At 72.2% G+C, this 18,312-nt stretch carries 20 protein-coding genes; 10 read left to right on the forward strand and 10 right to left on the reverse strand.

Features of this window, described 5'->3' with window-relative positions; all coding sequences use genetic code 11:
- The coding region (locus ABZ281_RS09275; RefSeq protein ID WP_356653671.1) for a PfkB family carbohydrate kinase at positions 1–717 on the forward strand (717 nt) is incomplete at its 5' end.
- A 53-nt stretch (positions 718–770) separates the two neighbouring features.
- Here ABZ281_RS09275 and ABZ281_RS09280 read toward each other — a convergent pair.
- Positions 771–1,562, reverse strand: coding sequence for a methyltransferase domain-containing protein (locus ABZ281_RS09280; protein WP_356653673.1), 792 nt, complete (start codon positions 1,560–1,562; stop codon positions 771–773).
- 270 nt (positions 1,563–1,832) lie between these two features.
- Between ABZ281_RS09280 and ABZ281_RS09285 the strand changes: the two genes are divergently transcribed.
- Complete coding sequence (locus ABZ281_RS09285) at positions 1,833–2,960, forward strand: magnesium and cobalt transport protein CorA (protein ID WP_356653675.1); 1,128 nt, start codon at positions 1,833–1,835, stop codon at positions 2,958–2,960.
- A gap of 55 nt (positions 2,961–3,015) precedes the next feature.
- Here the strand turns inward: ABZ281_RS09285 and ABZ281_RS09290 are convergent, their stop codons facing one another.
- Positions 3,016–3,444: a CBS domain-containing protein gene (locus ABZ281_RS09290; protein WP_356653677.1), complete on the reverse strand. Its 429-nt coding sequence runs from the start codon at positions 3,442–3,444 to the stop codon at positions 3,016–3,018.
- Between the two features lie 198 nt (positions 3,445–3,642).
- Positions 3,643–4,284, reverse strand: coding sequence for a uridine kinase (locus tag ABZ281_RS09295; protein WP_356653679.1), 642 nt, complete (start codon positions 4,282–4,284; stop codon positions 3,643–3,645).
- 122 nt (positions 4,285–4,406) lie between these two features.
- Here ABZ281_RS09295 and ABZ281_RS09300 point away from each other — a divergent pair, with 122 nt between their 5' ends.
- The 3 genes from ABZ281_RS09300 to ABZ281_RS09310 all read left to right on the forward strand — a co-directional run bounded on the left by ABZ281_RS09300 (position 4,407) and on the right by ABZ281_RS09310 (position 7,471).
- On the forward strand, positions 4,407–5,105 hold the full coding sequence (locus ABZ281_RS09300; RefSeq protein ID WP_356653681.1) for a DUF2293 domain-containing protein: 699 nt from the start codon (positions 4,407–4,409) through the stop codon (positions 5,103–5,105).
- 198 nt (positions 5,106–5,303) lie between these two features.
- Positions 5,304–5,783, forward strand: a complete 480-nt coding sequence (locus ABZ281_RS09305; protein WP_356653683.1) for an anthrone oxygenase family protein — start codon at positions 5,304–5,306, stop codon at positions 5,781–5,783.
- 197 nt (positions 5,784–5,980) lie between these two features.
- Positions 5,981–7,471, forward strand: a complete 1,491-nt coding sequence (locus tag ABZ281_RS09310; RefSeq protein WP_356653685.1) for a glutamate synthase subunit beta — start codon at positions 5,981–5,983, stop codon at positions 7,469–7,471.
- A gap of 84 nt (positions 7,472–7,555) precedes the next feature.
- On the opposite strand, the gene ABZ281_RS09315 is transcribed toward ABZ281_RS09310, so the two are convergent.
- Positions 7,556–8,041 carry a carboxymuconolactone decarboxylase family protein gene (locus ABZ281_RS09315; protein ID WP_356653687.1) on the reverse strand — a complete coding sequence of 162 codons (486 nt, stop codon included), beginning with the start codon at positions 8,039–8,041 and terminating at the stop codon, positions 7,556–7,558.
- A gap of 47 nt (positions 8,042–8,088) precedes the next feature.
- On the opposite strand from ABZ281_RS09315, the gene ABZ281_RS09320 reads away from it, so the two are divergent.
- Positions 8,089–8,625: a GntR family transcriptional regulator gene (locus ABZ281_RS09320; RefSeq protein WP_356653689.1), complete on the forward strand. Its 537-nt coding sequence runs from the start codon at positions 8,089–8,091 to the stop codon at positions 8,623–8,625.
- A gap of 253 nt (positions 8,626–8,878) precedes the next feature.
- Here the strand turns inward: ABZ281_RS09320 and ABZ281_RS09325 are convergent, their stop codons facing one another.
- The 3 genes from ABZ281_RS09325 to ABZ281_RS09335 all read right to left on the reverse strand — a co-directional run bounded on the left by ABZ281_RS09325 (position 8,879) and on the right by ABZ281_RS09335 (position 10,923).
- The gene (locus ABZ281_RS09325) at positions 8,879–9,691 is read right to left on the reverse strand and encodes an SAM-dependent methyltransferase (RefSeq protein ID WP_356653691.1); all 813 of its coding nucleotides are present in this window, start codon (positions 9,689–9,691) and stop codon (positions 8,879–8,881) included.
- A gap of 116 nt (positions 9,692–9,807) precedes the next feature.
- Positions 9,808–10,062 carry a DUF397 domain-containing protein gene (locus ABZ281_RS09330; RefSeq protein ID WP_030852880.1) on the reverse strand — a complete coding sequence of 85 codons (255 nt, stop codon included), beginning with the start codon at positions 10,060–10,062 and terminating at the stop codon, positions 9,808–9,810.
- Complete coding sequence (locus ABZ281_RS09335; protein ID WP_356653693.1) at positions 10,063–10,923, reverse strand: helix-turn-helix transcriptional regulator; 861 nt, start codon at positions 10,921–10,923, stop codon at positions 10,063–10,065.
- A 243-nt stretch (positions 10,924–11,166) separates the two neighbouring features.
- Between ABZ281_RS09335 and ABZ281_RS09340 the strand changes: the two genes are divergently transcribed.
- The 3 genes from ABZ281_RS09340 (at position 11,167) to ABZ281_RS09350 (ending at position 14,489) form a co-directional block, all read left to right on the forward strand.
- Positions 11,167–11,838 (forward strand): ATP-binding protein, encoded by a 672-nt coding sequence (locus tag ABZ281_RS09340; RefSeq protein WP_356653695.1) that lies wholly within the window; start codon positions 11,167–11,169, stop codon positions 11,836–11,838.
- On the forward strand, positions 11,835–12,269 hold the full coding sequence (locus ABZ281_RS09345; protein ID WP_356653697.1) for a hypothetical protein: 435 nt from the start codon (positions 11,835–11,837) through the stop codon (positions 12,267–12,269). The genes ABZ281_RS09340 and ABZ281_RS09345 overlap by 4 nt, the downstream gene beginning before the upstream one ends.
- Before the next feature lie 264 nt (positions 12,270–12,533).
- Entirely contained in the window at positions 12,534–14,489 is a 1,956-nt protein-coding gene (locus ABZ281_RS09350; RefSeq protein ID WP_356653699.1) for an ABC transporter ATP-binding protein, read from the forward strand.
- Positions 14,490–14,498: 9 nt separating this feature from the next.
- On the opposite strand, the gene ABZ281_RS09355 is transcribed toward ABZ281_RS09350, so the two are convergent.
- The 3 genes from ABZ281_RS09355 to ABZ281_RS09365 form a co-directional block, all read right to left on the reverse strand.
- Entirely contained in the window at positions 14,499–14,681 is a 183-nt protein-coding gene (locus ABZ281_RS09355; protein ID WP_010039591.1) for a hypothetical protein, read from the reverse strand.
- Between the two features lie 155 nt (positions 14,682–14,836).
- Complete coding sequence (locus ABZ281_RS09360; RefSeq protein ID WP_356653701.1) at positions 14,837–15,526, reverse strand: DUF899 domain-containing protein; 690 nt, start codon at positions 15,524–15,526, stop codon at positions 14,837–14,839.
- 98 nt (positions 15,527–15,624) lie between these two features.
- The gene (locus ABZ281_RS09365) at positions 15,625–16,989 is read right to left on the reverse strand and encodes an amidohydrolase (protein WP_356653703.1); all 1,365 of its coding nucleotides are present in this window, start codon (positions 16,987–16,989) and stop codon (positions 15,625–15,627) included.
- Positions 16,990–17,123: 134 nt separating this feature from the next.
- Here ABZ281_RS09365 and ABZ281_RS09370 point away from each other — a divergent pair, with 134 nt between their 5' ends.
- Positions 17,124–18,077 (forward strand): endonuclease/exonuclease/phosphatase family protein, encoded by a 954-nt coding sequence (locus tag ABZ281_RS09370; RefSeq protein WP_356653705.1) that lies wholly within the window; start codon positions 17,124–17,126, stop codon positions 18,075–18,077.
- Positions 18,078–18,312: the final 235 nt, after the last annotated feature.

The following is an 18,312-nucleotide window of genomic DNA, read 5'->3' on the forward strand; positions in this document are numbered from 1 at the left end:
GGGACTGACGCGGCAGCCTGGCACGAGCGGGAACTGGGCGCCCAGGGAGTGCGTCCACAGCTCGTCGTCGATCCGCTCGCCCCGACCGGCACGGTGATCTGCGTGGTCGACGGGGGCGCTTCGGCGGAGCGGACGTTCCTCACCGACGGCGGCGCGTCCCAGCGGCTCGGGCCCGCCGACTGGTCGGACGCGCTGCTCGACGGCGTGGCACGGCTGCACCTGTCGGGTTACCTCCTGTTCTCCGAGCCGAGCCGGGACCTGGTGGCAGTGGCGCTGAAAGCCGCACGCGCGCGTGGAGTGCCGGTGAGTGTGGACCCGGCATCGGCCGGATTCCTCGCGGAGCTGGGTGCGGAGCGGTTCCTGACGCTCGTAGACGGTGTGGACGTCCTGCTGCCCAGCCGGGGCGAGGCGGGCCTGCTGACGGGGCTGGGGGACGCAGCCGAGGCGGCGGCCGAGCTGAGCCGGCGGGTGCCGTTGGTCGTCGTCAAGCAGGGGAACGAGGGGGCGCTGGTGGCCCGCTCGGGGAAGGTGCGCGCCCGTGTCCCGGCCGTACCGGCGACTCCACGGGACACCACCGGCGCCGGTGACGCCTTCACCGGCGCGTTCCTCGCCGCCCTGCTGGCGGGTGCCGGGCCGGAGGACGCCGCGGCGGAGGGCTGCCGGGCGGGTGCGCGAGCGGTGGAACGAGTGGGCGGCAGACCGCCCGCGCCGGGCTGACCATCCAGACCCGGATGCCCTGAAGCCGCCAGCCGCCGGCTACCGGCCACCCGCTATTGCTTGCGCCCCCACGCCGAGATCATCGGTGCCGTCGTCAGATCGAGCGTGCCGGACGTGACGTTCTCGAGGTGCCGGTCGATGTCCTGGTCCGTGGCCAGGCCCGCGATGACGAGCTGGTCGCGGATCTGGCGGATCGTGACCGACTCCAGGGCCGCACAGGCCGGCGAGGTGAGGGGGAAGTAGGCGTCGGCCTGGACCCGGGTCAGCCCGGCGTCCCGGAGCTGCCGCGGCAGGGTGCGGCCGCACGGCAGGTCGGTCCCGCGGTCGGCGAGCAGTCTGCGGAAGCCGTGCCGCAGCCGGTTCGCGAGCTGCTGCTCGGGGCCGTGCTCGTCGGGGCAGAGGAGCGGCTGAAGCGCGGGGTCGGCGTCCTCGACGAGGAGGCGACCGCCGGGGCGCAGAGCCTGGACCATGGACCGCAACGCCCGTTCGCGGTCGGTGACATGGATGAGGGCGAGGCGGGCGTGCACCAGGTCGAAGCCCTCCCCCGGGGGCTCCTTTGCGCCGAGGTCGTGGACCCGCACCTCGACGGGCGGCCGGGCGGCGGAGGCGAGCCGTGCGGTGTCGGTGTCGGTCGCGACGACGCGGCCGGTCGGGCCGACCTTCTTGGCCAGCCAGGACACAACGGTGGTGCCGGCGCCGACCTCCCAGCATCGCCAGCCGGATCCGACGCCGAGCTCTTCGAGATGCCGGAACGTCGTGGGGTCGAAGAGAGCGGCGAAAGCGCTGAAGTGCTCTGCCGCCTCGGTCTGCCGGTTGTCCAGGAGGTATCCGTCGGTTCGCATCATGCCACGATCATCCCATTTGTCCTACTTATCCGTACCTGTCGACGCTCCGGCACGGAGAACCGCATCGGATGCGTGGGCACTGAGAACCGTCCGGCACGGGCATGCGTCGATGTGGCAGGGCCCACGGCGTCGGCGCCGAGGTTCGTCCACCACCGGGAACCAAGCGGAATGGGCCGTTTCCACAGGCTTACCCGCAGCTCACGCGGGCCTGGCAGACTGACGCGCCAAGCCACAGGAACGACGCGATGGGTTCCACGCAAGGAGATCCGGATGTCCAGGGCAGGGAATCTGCGGAAGGTCACGAGCCTCGGCGGGGTCGGCGGCCTTCGCAAGGTGGCTCGGCTGGCCCGGCGGCGCCCGCGCGTCGACCTGAGTCACCCGGCCCGGTCCCCGCTGGGCTCCTCGGTGGTGAACTGCGTGACCTACCGGGAGGGCGTCCGCACGTCCGAGCGCGGCGATCTGGTGGACACCGTGGAGCGGGTGCGCAAGAGCCGGGAGGGCTTCGTCTGGCTCGGGCTGCACGAGCCCACCGACCAGGAGTTCGCGGGCATCGCCGAGCTCTTCGACCTGCACCCGCTGGCGGTCGAGGACGCGATCGAGGCCCATCAGCGCCCCAAGCTGGAGCGCTACGGCGAGATGCTCTTCGCGGTCCTCAAGACGGTCTGCTACGTCGAGCACGAGGAGCTGACGGCCACCAGCGAGGTGGTGAACACCGGCGAGATCATGGTGTTCGTCGGCGCGGACTTCGTGATCACGGTGCGGCACGGCCGGCACGGCTCGCTGGGCCCGCTGCGCGAGGAGTTGGAGGCCGATCCCGGCCAGCTCGCCAAGGGCCCCTCGGCGGTGCTGCACGCGCTCGCGGACCACGTGGTCGACGGCTACCTGACGGTCACGGGCGCGGTGCAGGCGGACATCGACCAGGTCGAGACCGACGTGTTCTCGGAGGCCGGCGCGCGGGCCGACCCGGGGCGCATCTACCAGCTCAAGCGGGAACTGCTCGAGCTGAAGCGGGCGGTGGTGCCGCTCAGCCGGCCGCTGGAGGATCTCGCCACCCGGCCGATCCGGGCGGTCGACCCGGAGATACAGGCGTACTTCCGCGACGTCTCGGACCATCTCCTGCGGGCGAAGGAGCAGATCGCGGCCTTCGACGAACTGCTCAACTCCATCCTCCAAGCGCACCTCGCGCAGGTCACGGTCGCACAGAACGAGGACATGCGGAAGATCACGGCGTGGGCCGCGATCGTCGCCGTGCCGACGATGGTCTGCGGGGTCTACGGCATGAACTTCGACCACATGCCGGAGCTGCACTGGCGGTACGGCTACGGCCTGGTCATCGGCGTGATATCCGTCGCGTGTCTCGCGTTGTACCGGGGGTTCCGGCGCAGCGGCTGGCTCTGACGCGGGCGGTGACCCGCACGGAGCCGGTGGGACACGGGTGGAGTGACCCGCGAGGTCAGTGCATCGCGGTCGTGGCGTAGACGCTCTCCGCCCAGGAGGCGATCTGGTCCTTCGCGAGATGCCGGGCCAGGTCGGCTTCGCTGATCATGCCGACGAGACGCTTGTCCTTGATCACGGGCAGCCGGCGGATCTGGTGCTCCCGCATCTCGTGGAGCACCTCGCCGACATCGGCGTCCGCGTCGATCCACCGGGGCGTGCCCTTGGCCATCTCGCCCGCGGTGGTCCTCGCGGGGTCGTGGCCCATGGCGACGCAGCCGATGACGATGTCGCGGTCGGTGAGGATGCCGCAGAGCCGCTCGTTCTCGTCACTGATCGGCAGGGCGCCGACGTTCAGCTCACGCATGATCTGGGCGGCGCGGTCGAGGGTTTCGTGGGCGGGGATCCACTGGGCGCCGCGGTGCATGATGTCTCCGGCGGTGGTCATGGAGTACCTCCCGGTGCCGGACGGCCGGCGCGGAGCGGGACGCACCGCGAGTCCCGGTGCCCTTCATTCTCGCCGTACCACCGGATGCCCGCACACGGAAGCCGACTCCTCGCCGGTCACCACGGAACACCGGGCCCCGGCTCAGCCGCCCCATGCCGGATGGCGCTATGTCAACCGCCCCACGCCGGATGGCTCGGCTCAGCCGCCCCATGCCGGATGGCGCGGGTCGTCGGCCCGCACCAGGACGTCCGCCGCCGCCACCGGGTCCGACTCCTGGGCATAGCGCTCGAAGGCCGGGAGGGTCCAGTGCTCGGCCTCGGGTGTGCGGCGGCGCAGGGCGCCCTGGGAGAGGAGGACGTGAACGCTCAGATCGAAGGGGAACCAGTGCTTGAGGAGGAAGGGCCCGTGCAGCAACAGCACGCCACCGGGCGGGAGTTCGACGTAGGGACTGCGAGTGGCGCGGTCGGCGGCCGGGTCCCACAGGTCGGGCAGGACGCGACCGGTGCCGTCGGCTTCGAGCGGACCGAACACCTCGCGCCACAGGGCGCCGGTGTCGTACCAGCCGCTGAAGTAGGCCTCGACGTCCTGGTGGCCGTACTCCAGCCGCACGGAGGCGGGGCGCCAGAAGCCCTCCGTGCCAACGACGAGCGAGGAGCGGCCGCGTACGCGCAGCGTCTCCGAGACCCGGTGGGCGAGATCTCCCGGGCGGGCTGCCGGGGCGCCGTCGAAGGCGATGCGTGGCCAGGGGCTGCCGTCGGCGGGCTTCAGATCGAGCAGGCGTTCGGCGAGCAGGTCGCCGAGCCGTTCCCAGGTGATCGCTTCGAGTCGCACACGGCCCATGATGCGTCAGGCCGGGGCAGGAGGGGGCCGGCCGCGGAGGCCTGCCAGGGACAGCGGAAGGATCGCCAGTGTCTGTAGGGAAGTGCGTAGTTCGCGCCGCTGTCAGGGGGAATGAACCACGTATGGTCCCCCGCGTGACGCTCCCGCCCCTCACCGGACTTCTCGTCTTCCAGCCCCTCAAGCGGCGGTACTGCGCCGAGTGCCGGCGAGGGCCGTTGCCGCTGCTCGTCCTCGAGGACGGCGCCCCGCGCTGCCTCGACTGTGCCGACCTCGGGCATCTGGTGTTCCTGCCGAGCGGTGACACCGCGCTGACGCGCAGATCCAGGGGGGAGAGCGCGCTGTCGGCGGTGGTCGTGCGGTTCAACCGGCGCAAGAGCCGGTACGAGCGGCAGGGCGTTCTGGTCGAGGAGGAGGCGCTCGCGCGGGCCGAGTTGCGGTGTCTGGCGGATGCCGAGGCGAGACGGCGGCGCCGGGTGCGGGACGCGCGGCGGCGGGGGGCTCAGGACGCCCTGTTGGCCCAGGCGTTCGCGACGGAGATACGCCGCCTGTTTCCCGGGTGCCCGGCCGGCCGGGCGCGGGCCATCGCCCTGCACGCCTCGGAGCGGGGCAGCGGGCGGGTGGGCCGCAGCGCTGCGGGACGTGCGCTGACCGAGAGCGCGGTGACCGCGGCGGTCGTGGCGTCCGTACGGCATCTGGACACGCCGTACGACCGGCTGCTGATGAGCGGCGTGCCCAGACACGAGGCGCGGCGGCGGATCGCGGCGGCGGTGGCGGCGGTGCTGGGGGGCTGGGCCGAGGCGGGACTCGGTTCGGCGGGGTGACGTGAGGAGCCCGGGACGCAGCGCCGCCGGGCGTCGCCCCGGCCTTCGACGGGCCGTGATGAGAGCCGCCCGACGGACCGTGGACGTCTGCTTGTGGCACCGCACCCCTCGGCCGTGGTCACTGTGCTCGTGCGGGAATTCACTTGTGGTGAGGAAGGGTGCCGGGCAGGATCCCGGCTCGACGGGCGGGAGAGGGACATGATCGACGGACCGTACTTCGTGCTGACGGTGCTGGGGGTGCTCGGGACCGGGCTGGTGGCCGGGGTGTTCTGTGGGTTCTCGACCTTCGTGATGCGGGGCCTCGGCATGCTGCCGCCCGCGCAGGGAGTGGCCTCGATGAACGCGATCAACGTGGCCGCGGTGACCCTGCCGTTCATGATCGTGTTCCTGGGATCGGCCGTGCTGTGCGCGGTGATCGCCGTGGTGACGTTCGTGCTGTGGCCGGACGAGGGGACCGTGGAGCTGCTGGTGGGAAGCGTGCTGTATCTGTTCGGGTCGTTCGGGCTGACCATGGTCGCGAACGTGCCGCGCAACGACGCGCTGGCCGAGCTGGATCCGGGCACCCCGGAGGCGGCGGCGTACTGGCCGGCGTATGTGCGCGAGTGGACGCTGTGGAACCACGTCCGCACGGCCGCCTCGGCCGGGGCGGCGCTGTCGTACGTACTGGCGCTCACCTGACGGCCGCGCCACGCGGCGACAGGCACCGGCCGGGAGGCGGACGTATCGTGGCGAAAAGAACGCCGCACCACGAATGGGGCATGCCGCACCATGAGCGAGGGTGCCGCACCACAGTGAGAAGAGTGCAGCACCACGACTGAGAAGAGCGCCGCCCGGCGACGCACGGCCTGTCACACGCGCACGCAAGGAAGACGGCCATGGCCGATCCCAAGGGTTTCATGACCACGCCCCGCCAGGACTGGCCGCGCCGGCCGGTGGAGGAACGGGCACGGGACTGGGACGAGGTCTATGTCCCCGGGGCGCTGCTGCCGATCATCAGCAAGCAGGCCGACCGTTGCATGGACTGCGGCATCCCCTTCTGCCACGACGCCTGCCCGCTGGGCAATCTGATCCCCGAGTGGAACGACCTGGTGTCCAGGGAGGACTGGCGGGCGGCCGCCGACCGGCTGCACGCCACGAACAACTTCCCGGAGTTCACCGGCCGGTTGTGCCCGGCGCCGTGCGAGGCGGGGTGTGTGCTGGCGATCAACCAGCCGGCCGTCACCATCAAGAACGTCGAGTGCGCCATCGCCGACCGGGCCTGGGAGGAGGGCTTCGCCCCGCCGAGGCCTCCGGAGCGGCTGTCCGGCAAGACGGTGGCGGTGATCGGTTCGGGCCCCACCGGACTGGCCGCGGCCCAGCAGCTGACGCGGGCCGGGCACACGGTCGCCGTGTACGAGCGGGACGACCGGCTCGGCGGGCTGATGCGGTACGGCATCCCCGCGTTCAAGATGGAGAAGCACCACCTGGAGCGGCGGCTGGAGCAGATGCGGGCCGAGGGGACGAAGTTCCGGACGTCGACGGCGGTCGGGCGGGACATCGGGGCCGACGAGCTGCGGACCCGCTACGACGCCGTGGTGCTCGCCACCGGGTCGACGGCGTGGCGTGAACTTCCGGTGCCGGGGCGGGAGCTGACGGGCATCCGCCAGGCGATGGAGTACCTCCCGCTGGCCAACCGGGTGCGCGAGGGCGATCTGGAGACCTCCCCGCTGTCGGCCGCCGGGAAGCACGTCGTCATCGTCGGCGGCGGCGACACCGGGGCGGACTGTCTGGGCACGGCCGTCCGGGAGGGTGCCGCGTCCGTGACCCAGCTGGACATCTACGCTCTGCCGGACGCGGTGCGCGACGAGGACACCGAGCCCTGGCCGACGTACCCGATGCGGATCTACCGGCTGTCCGCCGCCCATGAAGAGGCCCGTGACCTGCGGACCGCCCCGGTCGCCGACGCGGACGCACGGCTGTTCGCCGCCTCCACGCTGCGCTTCGACGGTGACGCGCAGGGGCATGTGCGGTCGCTGCACCTGACCGAGGTGGACGCGCGGCGCAGCCCGGTGGAGGGCACCGGGCGGACGCTCCCGGCGGACCTCGTGCTGCTCGCCCTCGGCTTCTGCGGACCCGACCGGGAGGACGGGCTCGTCGACCAGCTGGGGCTGGAGATGGAGCCCCGCGGGACGGTCGCGCGGGACTCCGGTTTCGCCACGAACGTGCCCGGGGTGTTCGCCGCGGGGGACGCGGCCCGGGGGCAGTCCCTCATCGTGTGGGCGATCGCCGAGGGGCGGGCGGTGGCGGCGGCCGTCGACCGTCATCTGACGGGCAGTTCGAGGCTCCCTGCACCGATCGGGCCGCACGACCGGCCCATGGCGGTGTAGGGCTCCGCCCTGCCCGGAGGACGATCACCGCCTACCCGAAGGCCGATCACGCCCCCAAAGGACGACCACAGCCCAGAGGGACGATCACCGTTCGTCCCTCCCCGCCGCCTTCCCCGTCGACAGGGCCACCCGGTTCCACGTGTTGATCGTGCAGATCAGGGCGAGGACCTGGGCCAGTTCCCGCTCGTCGAACTGCGCCGCGGCGCACGCGTAGATGTCGTGCGGGACGCCGGCGTCGGCGACGAGGGTCATGGCGTCGGTGAGGGCGAGGGCCGCCTGCTCCCGCTCGGTGAAGAAGTGGCGGGCCTCGCGCCACACTGCGACCATGTGCAGCCGGTCCTCGCTCTCGCCGGCCTTACGGGCGTCGTTGGTGTGCATGTGGAGGCAGTACGCGCAGTGGTTGAGCTGCGAGGAGCGGATCTGGATCAGCTCGACCAGGGCCGGGTCGATGCCCTCGCGGGCGGCGGAGTCGAAGGCGATGAGGGCGCGGAAGGTCTTCGGGGCCGACGTGCCGAAGTCCAGCCGGGGCGCCGTCACATGGGTGGGCTTCGTGCTCGTGTTCGTCGTCATGCCCTTCAACCTACGAGCCGGAAAGACCCACTGTAGGGTGCATTCTCATGGCTGATTCCTGGGTCAATTCGGCGGAGCGGATCGGGTCCGACCTGCATCTGGAGCTGACCGGGACGGGCGGCAGGCGGGCGGCGCTGATCCGGGCGCTGCGCGAGGCCGTGCGCAGCGGGCGGCTCGCTCCGGGCACCCGGCTGCCGCCGTACCGCTCGCTCGCGGCGGACCTCGGCGTCGCCCGCAACACGGTGGCGGACGCGTACGCGGAGCTGGTCGCCGAGGGCTGGCTCACCGCCCGGCAGGGCTCGGGGACCAGCGTCGCGGCACTGGCCGTGCACGCGCCGCACATCGAGGTGACCGGCGTGGCGGCCGGGCTGCACGCGGTGCTCCGGCTGCCGCCCGGCACCGAGGCGTCCGCGGTCAAGGCCGCCGCCTGGCAGGGCGTCGCCCTCGACGGCCTCGCCGCGTTCCGGCACCCGGAGACGGACATGCCGGTGGGCGACGGTCTCGTGGTCGGGTACGCGACCCCCTCCGAGCACGCCTACGGGTCGGCTCTGGAGGCGCTGTGCGGTGTACTGCCGCCGCCGTGACCGGCCCGAAGCGGAACCTGGAGGATCCCGAAGTGCCTAGGTCGTGTCCGCAAGGTCCCGTCGTTCGCCCGGAGGGCGGTCCCCGCGGCGTCCGGTGCGTGCTCTCGGCGTGCCGGGCGAAGTCCCTCGTACCGGACGTACCTGGGGCTTCGTCCGGTGCGGCGAGGGGCCCCTGCTCGAGCGGAGTCGAGAGCTCGGGGGAGCGTGCGAGGCGTCACGGGGCAGGCGGGACTTCGCGGACACGGCCTAGTTTCTAGGCCTTGCGCCCGACCGCCCCGTAGCCCGGGATCACCCCGTCGTCCTGGCCGGGCACGGGCTCGCCCAGCTCGGGGTGCCAGTGGTGCGGCACCTCGACGCCGGGCTCGACGAGGTCGAGGCCGTCGAAGAAGCGGGTGAACTCCTCGCGGGAGCGCAGGGCCAGGGTGACCCCGGCGGCGCGCAGCTTCTCGGTGGCCGCCGTCGACTCCTCCGGGGTGAAGTCGGCCGTCGCGTGGGTCATCACCAGGTAGCTGCCGGAGGGCAGTTCGGCGAGCAGCCTGCGGACCAGGTCGTGGGCGCCGTCCTCGTCGGAGACGAAGTGCAGCAGCGCGATGAGCGACAGCGCGACGGGCCGGGTGAAGTCCAGGACCTTCCTCGCGCCCTCCAGGATGGCGTCCGGGTCGCGCACGTCGGCCTGGAGGTACTCGGTCGCGCCCTCGTCCGCGCCGCGCAGCAGTGCCGCCGCGTGCGCCAGGACGATGGGGTCGTTGTCGCAGTAGACGACCCGAGTGCCGGGCGCGGTCTCCTGGGCGACCTGGTGGAGGTTGGGCTCGGTCGGGATGCCGGTGCCGATGTCCAGGAACTGCCGTACGCCGCTGCCGGCCAGCCAGCGCGTGGTCCGGTGCATGAACGCGCGGTTGACCCGCGCCATCACCGGCACCCGGGGGTCGAGGGTGAGCATCTGCCGGCCCATCGCCTCGTCGACCGGGTAGTTGTCCTTTCCGCCGAGGTACCAGTCGTACATCCGCGCGGGATGGGGTCTGGTCGTGTCGATCTGTACGGCCGACGTGGGGTCCTGCCCGGTCATGAGGCTCTCCGTAAGGCACAGAGGGTGGTCAATTCAGCACCAGCGATTCAGCGACAACGTAAGGAACGCAGACAACGTGAGGAAGTCGAGCGTCGCAAACGGCAACGGCAATCACGTCAGGACAGCAGGAAGTCCGCCTCCCCCGCCTTGGCTCCTTCGATGAAGGCCGTCATCTCGTCGGTGGTGTAGATCAGTGCCGGCCCGTCGGGGTCGGTGGACTGCCTGAGGGCGATCCGGCCGTCGGCGAGTTTCATCGCCTCCAGGCAGTTGCCTCCGTTTCCACCGCTCCACGGCTTGTGCCAGCCTTCGCTGCCCAAGTCGCGCGCGGGCATGCCGTTGTAGACGTGTTTGCGCGGCTTGATGCGATCCATTCACAGCTCCTTGCGGAGATCCCGGAGGATCTCCTTCGTGCGATGTGCCGTAGCGGCCTGCGCCGCCATGCGGTCCATGACCTCGAGGTGGGTCGCCACCTCGGTGCGCGCGTCGAGATAGACCGCGCCGGTCAGGTACTCGCTGTAGACCATGTCCGGCAGTTCGGCCATGGCGAATCGGAACAGCACGAACGGCCCGTACGTGCCCGGGTGCGGCCCATTGGCGAACGGGGCGATCTGCAGCGTCACGTTGGGCAGCTTCGTGGCGTCGAGCAGTTTGTCGATCTGGGCGCGCATCACCTCCGGGCCACCGGCCGGGCGCCGCAGCGCGGTCTCGTCCATCACGACCCAGAGCCGCGGCGCGTCCTCCCGGGTGAGCAGGTCCTGGCGCTGCATCCGCAGGGCGACATGGCGCTCGATGTCCTCGGGCCGGGTCTGGCCGATGGCGCCCGACCGGAGCACTCCGCGCGCGTAGTCCTCGGTCTGCAGCAGCCCGGGGACGAAATGGGGCTCGTAACTGCGGATGACGCTGGCCGCGCCCTCGAGGCTCACGTACATCGAGAACCAGCCGGGCAGGATGTCGTGGAAACGCTGCCACCAGCCGGGCCTGTTGGCGTCCTCGGCCAGCTGGACGAAGGCCTCGGCTTCCTCGTCGGAGATTCCGTAGGCCCTGAGGAGCAGTTGCAGATAGGGGATTTTGAGCGCGACCTCGGCCATCTCCATCCGCCGGACCGTGGCGGGGGCGACGCGCAGGATGCGCGCGGCCTCCTCGCGCCTCATCCCCGCGCGTTCCCTCAGGTCCAACAGGCGTCGGCCGAGAACGACCTGACCGACCGTCGGCGCGGACCGCGGTTCACTCACGCTCCACCTCCACGAAGAGTTCTGACGAGCCGGCCGGAAAAGAAGCGCTGACAGCCCGGCGGCGCCATTCGAAGACCTCTTCGAAGAACCGATCCGAACAACATTTCGAACGAATCTTCGACGATCCCAACTGGCGCCGCGCGGGGTGCTGTTGCGAGCAGTGTGCCACGGCCTTCCAGACCGTCACCCAGCACTCTGCAATTTTCAGAGTGACACTTGCCAAGTGTTCACGGCAGGGCGATAGTGGCAAGCGTGATTCCGTCCGCGCCCTTAGGAACAGACGCCGCCGCAAGCCTTCCCGGGCTTGGCGCCGCTACGGGAGAGACCCCCCTCGGGGCCGCTGCCGAGCGCCGGTTCCGTTTCGAGCTGGCCGCACATCCGGGTTCTCCCGCCCAGGCCAGACGCCTGACACGGGCCCGGCTGACGGGCTGGTCGGTGTGCGAGGACACGTGCGACAGCGCGGCCCTGGTGGTTTCCGAGCTGGTCACCAACGCCATCGTGCACACGGCGAGCACCCACATAGTGTGCGAGCTGCTCGACAGCGACGACCTGGTGCGGATAGCCGTGCGCGACGAGGGCTGCGCCCCCGGCCAGCCCCACGCCGCCGGCCGGACACGGCCCGAGGAGGAGCACGGGAGGGGACTGCTCCTCGTCGACGCCCTCTGTCATTCCTGGGGTGCCCATGAGAACGGCCCCGGGCTGCTGGTCTGGGCCGAGCTGCCCCGCACGGCGGACACCCAGGAGGCCCCGGACGGTCCGGCCGGGCCGCGGAGCGACCTGGGCTGGGGCGCCCGCCCGAAGCGGGGTCCGTCCGACGACCCGGACGACGGGGACGGAACCCATCAGGCGCGCCACACGCACGGCGTCCCGGAGGTCCCCCCGCAGGGGCACCACCGAGAGCGGAGGCACGCATGAGCCCGGTGCGGGGAGGCCACGTGCTGAACCTGGACACGCTGGTGCGCGTCCGGCGCGGACTGCACACGCCTGGTCCCGCCCTTCGGCTGCCCGTGCCCCACGGCATGACCGCCCCGCTCGGCTGCGACGCGGTCGCCGTCCCCGCCCGCGTCGGCTCGCTGGTCATGCCGCGGCTGCCCCGGCTGGGCTGTGTCTATGCCGACGACGCGCACTGGTGGTGGCTGGTGCCGTCCGACTCCGACCACGCACTGGAATGGCCCGCCCCGGCGCGGTACGTCACCGGCGCGGTCGTCCCGGACCTGCCGGAGATCCCCGAGCTGATCCACCGCCCGGACGGCACGCTTCCGTACACCCCGCCGATCCCCCTCTACCTGGCCCTGTGCCGCGTGACGGGAACGGCCCCGTCCTGGTCGCGCCCGGTCAGCGCCTAGCGCCACCCGCCGGCCCCTCACGCCACCGGCCTCCGCACGGCCTTCCTTCGCACGCCCGGTCCCTCACCACCCCACCCCGGAACCCTCCGGCGCAGCCCTCCACCCCCTCACCACCCCACACCCCCGCGCCGCCCCGCACCTCCCCCCGTCAGGTCGTGCGCCCGCGCGCATCCGGCGCCCCGGGCTGCGCCCTGCCCAGGCGGGCGACCGCCCCGCGATAGTGGCCGTTCGTTCACGTGCGGGGGACGGGGAGGTCGGTCGACGGTGGGGAAGAAGCGGACCGCGCCGGAGGTGTCCGAGTCGGAGCGGCTGCTCTTCGGCGGGCCGCTGCGCTACGACATGGGCTGGAACCAGCACGCCGACGCGTTCCTGGAGCTGAACTTCCGCGCCATGATCACCCGGCTCCCGTCCCTGCTCGCGTCCAGCCTGGAGCTCGCCCGGCAGGCCGACCGGGGCGCCGCGCGGATCGTGCTGGCCGCCGAGGCGGGCCGGGGCGCGGCGCAGGCGGTGGCCCTGCTCGCCGTCAACAGCGTGCTGGCCGGGCTGATGGGCGGCGGCCCGATCGACGACCGGCTGCGCGGAGCCGTTCCCGCCCTGGTCACGGTGGCCGCCGTGATGTTCCTCGCCGCCCTGCTGCGGGCCGCGAGCACCTACGCCACCGGCCGGCTGGAGCCCAAGGTGGAGCGGGTGGCGACCGAGCGGTACCTGGAGCGGGCCGCGGCCGTGGAGCTGGCAGCGATCGAGGACCACGCCTTCCACAAGCTGCTCGACACCGCGCAGTACGGCGCCGCCTCCGCACGCCGGATGATCTCCTACGGCACGCGCGTGATCAACGCGATGATCTCCCTGGTCGCGGCGGCGGGCGTGCTGACCGTGCTGCACCCGGCCCTGCTGCCGCTGCTGGTCACGATGACCCTGCCGAGCGCCTGGAGCGCGCTGACCGTCGCCCGGCGGCGCTACGAGTCCTTCCACGCCTGGGTGCAGCACGCCCGCGCGGGCCGGCTGCTCGGCAACCTGCTGATCGAACCCGAGGCAGCCCCCGAGATCCGGGTGCACGGGGTGGGCTCCTTCCTGCTGCGGCACTTCCGCGCGATGTCCGAGACGGCCGAGGCCGAGCAGGCCCGCCTGTCCGGGCTCGCCGCCCGCACGGGCCTGATCGCGGCGGCGTGGACGGGCCTGGCGACGGCGGCGACCTACGCGACACTGGGCGGGCTGCTGTTGGCGGGGGCGATGGCGCTGTCGGTGGCGGGTACGGCCGTGATCGCGATCCGGACCGGCTCGCAGAGCCTCGACACGCTCGTGGTGGAGGTCAACGCACTGCACGAGGAAGCGCTCTTCGTCGGCGATCTGCAGCGGCTGTACACCGAGGCGGACCAGTGGGCGATCCCGGCGGGGGGCGCGCCGCTGCCGGAGGACCCGCGCGAGATCCGCTTCGAGAACGTCACGTTCCGCTACCCGGGCGACTCGGCCCGGCCCGCCCTCGACGACGTGACGCTGAGCCTGCCGCTCGGCCGCATCGTCGCACTGGTCGGCGAGAACGGCTCCGGCAAGACCACCCTGGTCAAGCTGCTCGCCGGGCTCTACCGGCCGGAGCGGGGGCGGATCCTGTGGGACGGCGTGGACGCGGCGACGGCCGACCGGCACCGGCTGGCCGAGCGGATCGCGATGGTGGCGCAGGACTTCAAGCGGTGGCCGTTCACGGCCCGGGTGAACGTCGCCCTGGGGCGTCCCTCGGTGCCCCTGTGCGAGGACCGGCTGGCCGCGTCGGTCGCCGAGGCCGGGGCGGAGGCGGTGATCGCGGACCTGCCGCGCGGCCTGGACACGCTGCTCGCCCGCAACTTCAGCGGCGGGCACGAGCTGTCGGGTGGCCAGTGGCAGCGGCTGGGCATCGCCCGGGCGGCGTACCGCAGGGGCCGCATCCTGATCGTGGACGAGCCGACGGCGGCCCTGGACGCCCGGGCCGAGCTGGAGGTCTTCGAGCGGATCCGCGCCCTGGCCGACAGCGGCCAGACGGTCGTGCTGATCACGCACCGGCTGGCGTCCGTACGGCACGCGGATCTGGTGCACGTCCTGGATCAGGGCCGGCTCGTGGAGTCCGGGACGCCGGACGAGCTGCTGGCGACCGGCGGGCTCTACGCCGAGCTGTACGCGCTCCAGGCGGAGCAGTTCGCCCCGTCGCCCGCGCCGGTCAGGAAGGTACCGGCGCCGAAGGCGGGCTGACGGCACGCCTCAGGCGGTCGCGTCGGCCACGTCCCCGCTGCGGACGATCACCAGGAACATGTCCGTGGCGAGGTCCATGACGACCTCGGCGGGCAGGCCTTCGCTGCGTCGTGCCTGCGCGAACTCCTCCGCAGGCCAGGAGCCACGCGGCCCGCCGGCGGGAAAGCGCTCGAGCACCGTTCGCCCGTTCACCCTGCACCTCCATGTAGCGCTGTACTCGTAGAGTTAAACGCCAACGATGGGGTGAACGGCTCGCGAAGTGACGGTTCTGAGACGTAGTTGACACGCGTTCACCGCCAAGTGTGATCAACCTCTCAGCCTCTTGGCGGATGGATTCACTTTCCGTATCAGCCTTCGTACTCGTCGTGATACCGGACGCGCTCACTTCCCGCAGGCGCCCCAAAGGCCGACGCGCGCCCCTTGGGTTCCTCCCACTCCCCCTGCCGGCCGAGTGCGGTGAGGTCCAGCAGGCTGGCGGTGGAGCCCAGACCGTCGAGGCCACGCTCGTACGTCGTGTACGTGTGGAAGACCCGCTCGCGGTCCCGCAGGAAGCAGCTGAGGCCGGTCCGCTCGACGAGCTCACCCTCCTGCGCGAGGGGCACCTCGAAGTCCCGGTTGAAGCCGCTGCCGTACGACGAGTACCAGGGCAGCGTCCAGCCCATCCGCGCCTTGAACGGAAGGATCTTCGGGTAGGGCGCGCGGGACACGGCCGCGAACGATGTGTCGCGGGCATGGAGATGGGCAAGATGCCCTATTTGGTCCAGGAATCCGGAGCAGCTACGGCACCCCGCGTCCCACTCGGGGGCGAACATGAAGTGGTAGACGACGAGCTGGCGCCGGTCCTCGAACAGGTCGAGCAGGGTGGCCTTGCCGTCCCCGCCCTCGAACACGTACTCCTCGTCGACCTCCACCATGGGAAGTCCGCGCCGCTCGGCGTTGAGCGCGTCCCGCGCGCGGGTGGCGGCTTTCTCCTTGAGCAGCAGTTCTGCACGCGCCGCGCGCCATTCGCCGCGCGAGACGATCTCCGGAAGCGACATGGCCCTCCTGTGACAGCGGTCCGTCCGAGGTGGTGACCGTCGGGAGACGCGGAACTCATCGCTGCCCGGCAGAATTTCCGGAACGTCTTCGTGTGCCGTCAGGTGTCGTACTGCTGGATGCGGCGGCCATGGCGGCGGTCGACGAGCGCGGGTAGGCGCTCCTCCAGTTCCCGGGCCACCTCCGGCACGTCGATCGTCAGCAGTTCCCGGTCGCGCATCAGGATCCGTCCTTCGACGATCGTGGTGCGGATGTCGGCGGAGCGGGCGCTGTGCACGAGGGTGGCGGCGAGGTCGTGGACGGGCCGGGTGTGCGGCCCGGTGAGGTCGACCAGGACGATGTCGGCGCGCCGGCCGGGCGCGATGCTGCCGGCGCTGTCACCGAGGCCGACGGCGCGCGCGCTCTGCAGGGTGGCGTGGTGCAGGGCCTGGCGGGAGGTCAGCCGGCGGGGATCGCCCTCGGCGGACTTCTGGACCAGCGAGGTGAGGGCCATGGACTCCCACACATCGAGGCTGTTGTTGGAGGCGGCGCCGTCGGTGGCGAGTCCGACGTCGACGCCGATGTCGCGCAGGGCGCGGACCGGTGTGGTGTCGGGCCAGGCGAACTTGAGGTAGCCGCGGGGCGCGGTGGCGACGGCCGTGCGGCCGTCGGCCCGCTCCAGGAGGGGGAGGTCGCTGTCGACGATGCCGGTGCCGTGGGCGAGGAGCAGGTCCGTGTGGAGGAGGGTGGTGCGTTCCAGGACCTCGATCGGGGTGACGCCGTGGCGGGCGAGGCTGGTCTCGGTCTGGTCGCGGTTCTCGGCGGCGTGCAGGTGCACGGGCAGGCCGTGCGTGCGGGCGAGCTCGGCGGTGCCGGCGAGGTCGGTGTCGTCGACCGTGTAGGGGGCGTGCGGCGCGAGCGCGGTGGTGATCCGGCCGTCGGCCGCTCCGCGGTGCCGCAGCGCGAACTCCAGTGACCGCTCCAGGCCTTCGGGGCCCTGCGAGGAGAAGAAGGCCGCCCCGAGCAGCGCCCGCATGCCGCAGTCCGCGACCACCCGCGCCACCGCGTCCATGGCGAAGTAGTGGTCGGCGAAACAGGTGACGCCCGCGCGGATCATCTCGGCGCAGGCGAGCCGCGCCCCCAGCTCGACGTCCCGTTCCGTGAGGTTGGACTCGACGGGCCAGACGACGTCGTTGAACCACTCCTCGGTGGGAAGGTCTTCGGCGAGGCCGCGCAGCGCGACCATCGGCGCGTGCGTGTGACAGTTGATCAGGCCGGGCAGGGCCACCTGACCGCGGGCGTCGATCCGCTCGGCGGCGGACAGCTCCGCGGCTTCCGCAGTGGTCGTGACGGCCTCGACGATCCCGCCCCGTACGACGATCGCGGCGTCCTCCGCGAACCCGATCCGCTCTTGATCGTCGTGCACGAGGACGGTACATGCGCTGATGATGAGGTCGACGGGACTGTCCGCGGCAGAAGGCGTCATCACGCCAACGTACGACGGCGTCGTAGGACGGCATGAGCCGAACCGCACTTCCCGTCACGGCTCTGTCGCGGGGCGGGCCGGGCGCGCACCCTGGCCTCACCACCCCGACTGTCGGCTTCTGAAAGGAGCCCGGCATGCTCATCGGCACCTGGAACCTGGAGAATCTCTACCGGCCCGGCGGCCCGTACGGCCCGCACGACGAGGCCGGGTACGGGGCGAAGCTCGCCGCGCTCGCCGCCGCGATCACCGAACTCGATCCGACCCTGCTCGGCGTGCAGGAGGTGGGGGACCCGGAGGCCCTGAAGGACCTGGCCGGGATGCTCGACGACGACTGGCACGTCGCCCTGTCGGAGCATGCGGACAGCCGGGGCATACGGGTCGGGTTCCTGAGCCGTACGCCCATGACGGTGGTGGCCGACACGCGGGCGTTCCCGGCGGAGCTGCGCCCTGTCCAGGCGGACGATTCGGGGCTGACGGCGGGACAGGCGGGGCGGGGCGTCCTGGCCGTTGAGGTCGAGGGCGTGGACGGGCCGCTGCGGGTGGCGGTCTGTCATCTGAAGTCGAAGCTGCTGTCGTATCCGGACGGCCGGTTCCAGCCGCGCGACGAGGGCGAACGGGCCCGTTACGGCGCCTACGCCCTGTACCGCCGGACGGCCGAGGCGACGGCGCTGCGTGCGCTCGCGGACGAACTGCTGGCCGGCGACGGGCGGGCGCGGGACGTCGCCGTCCTGGGCGACCTGAACGACGAGGTGCAGGCGGCAACCACGCAGATCCTGCTCGGCCCGCCCGGCTCGGAGATCGGCACCCCGGGCTATGACCGGCCCGACCGGGGCGATGCGACGCGGCTGTGGGACGTGGCCCCGCTGATCCCGCCCGGGCAGCGCTGGTCCCGGGTGAACTCCGGGCGGCGCGAGCTGATCGACCACGTGCTGCTGAGCCACCGCCTGGTGCACCGGGCGACGCAGGCGGGCACGGGCCTGCCCGGCGAGGGCCCGCCCGGCCTGCCGTCGGTCGGCCCGGACCCCTCGAAGCGCCGGGACGAACCCGGCTCGGACCACGCTCCGGTGTGGGTACGGGTCGACGGCTGAGCCCCGACGGCCTCGCCGGATCGGTCGCGACCGTGCGGGCGGCAGATCGGCGGGCGATGCCTCCGGCAGGTCGGCGCAGGGCGACGCGGCCACGGCAGGTCGGCGCGGCGCGGCTCGGCCGGGCGTGCTAGTTGCCGCGGCAGGCAACGTTCGCCCCGTCACGACGCCCGGCACGCTCCCCCACGCTCTCGACTCCGCTCGAGCAGGGGGCACCCCCACACGCCGCACCGGCCGA

Source organism: Streptomyces sp. NPDC006265, from assembly GCF_040613555.1.
GTDB lineage: Bacteria > Actinomycetota > Actinomycetes > Streptomycetales > Streptomycetaceae > Streptomyces.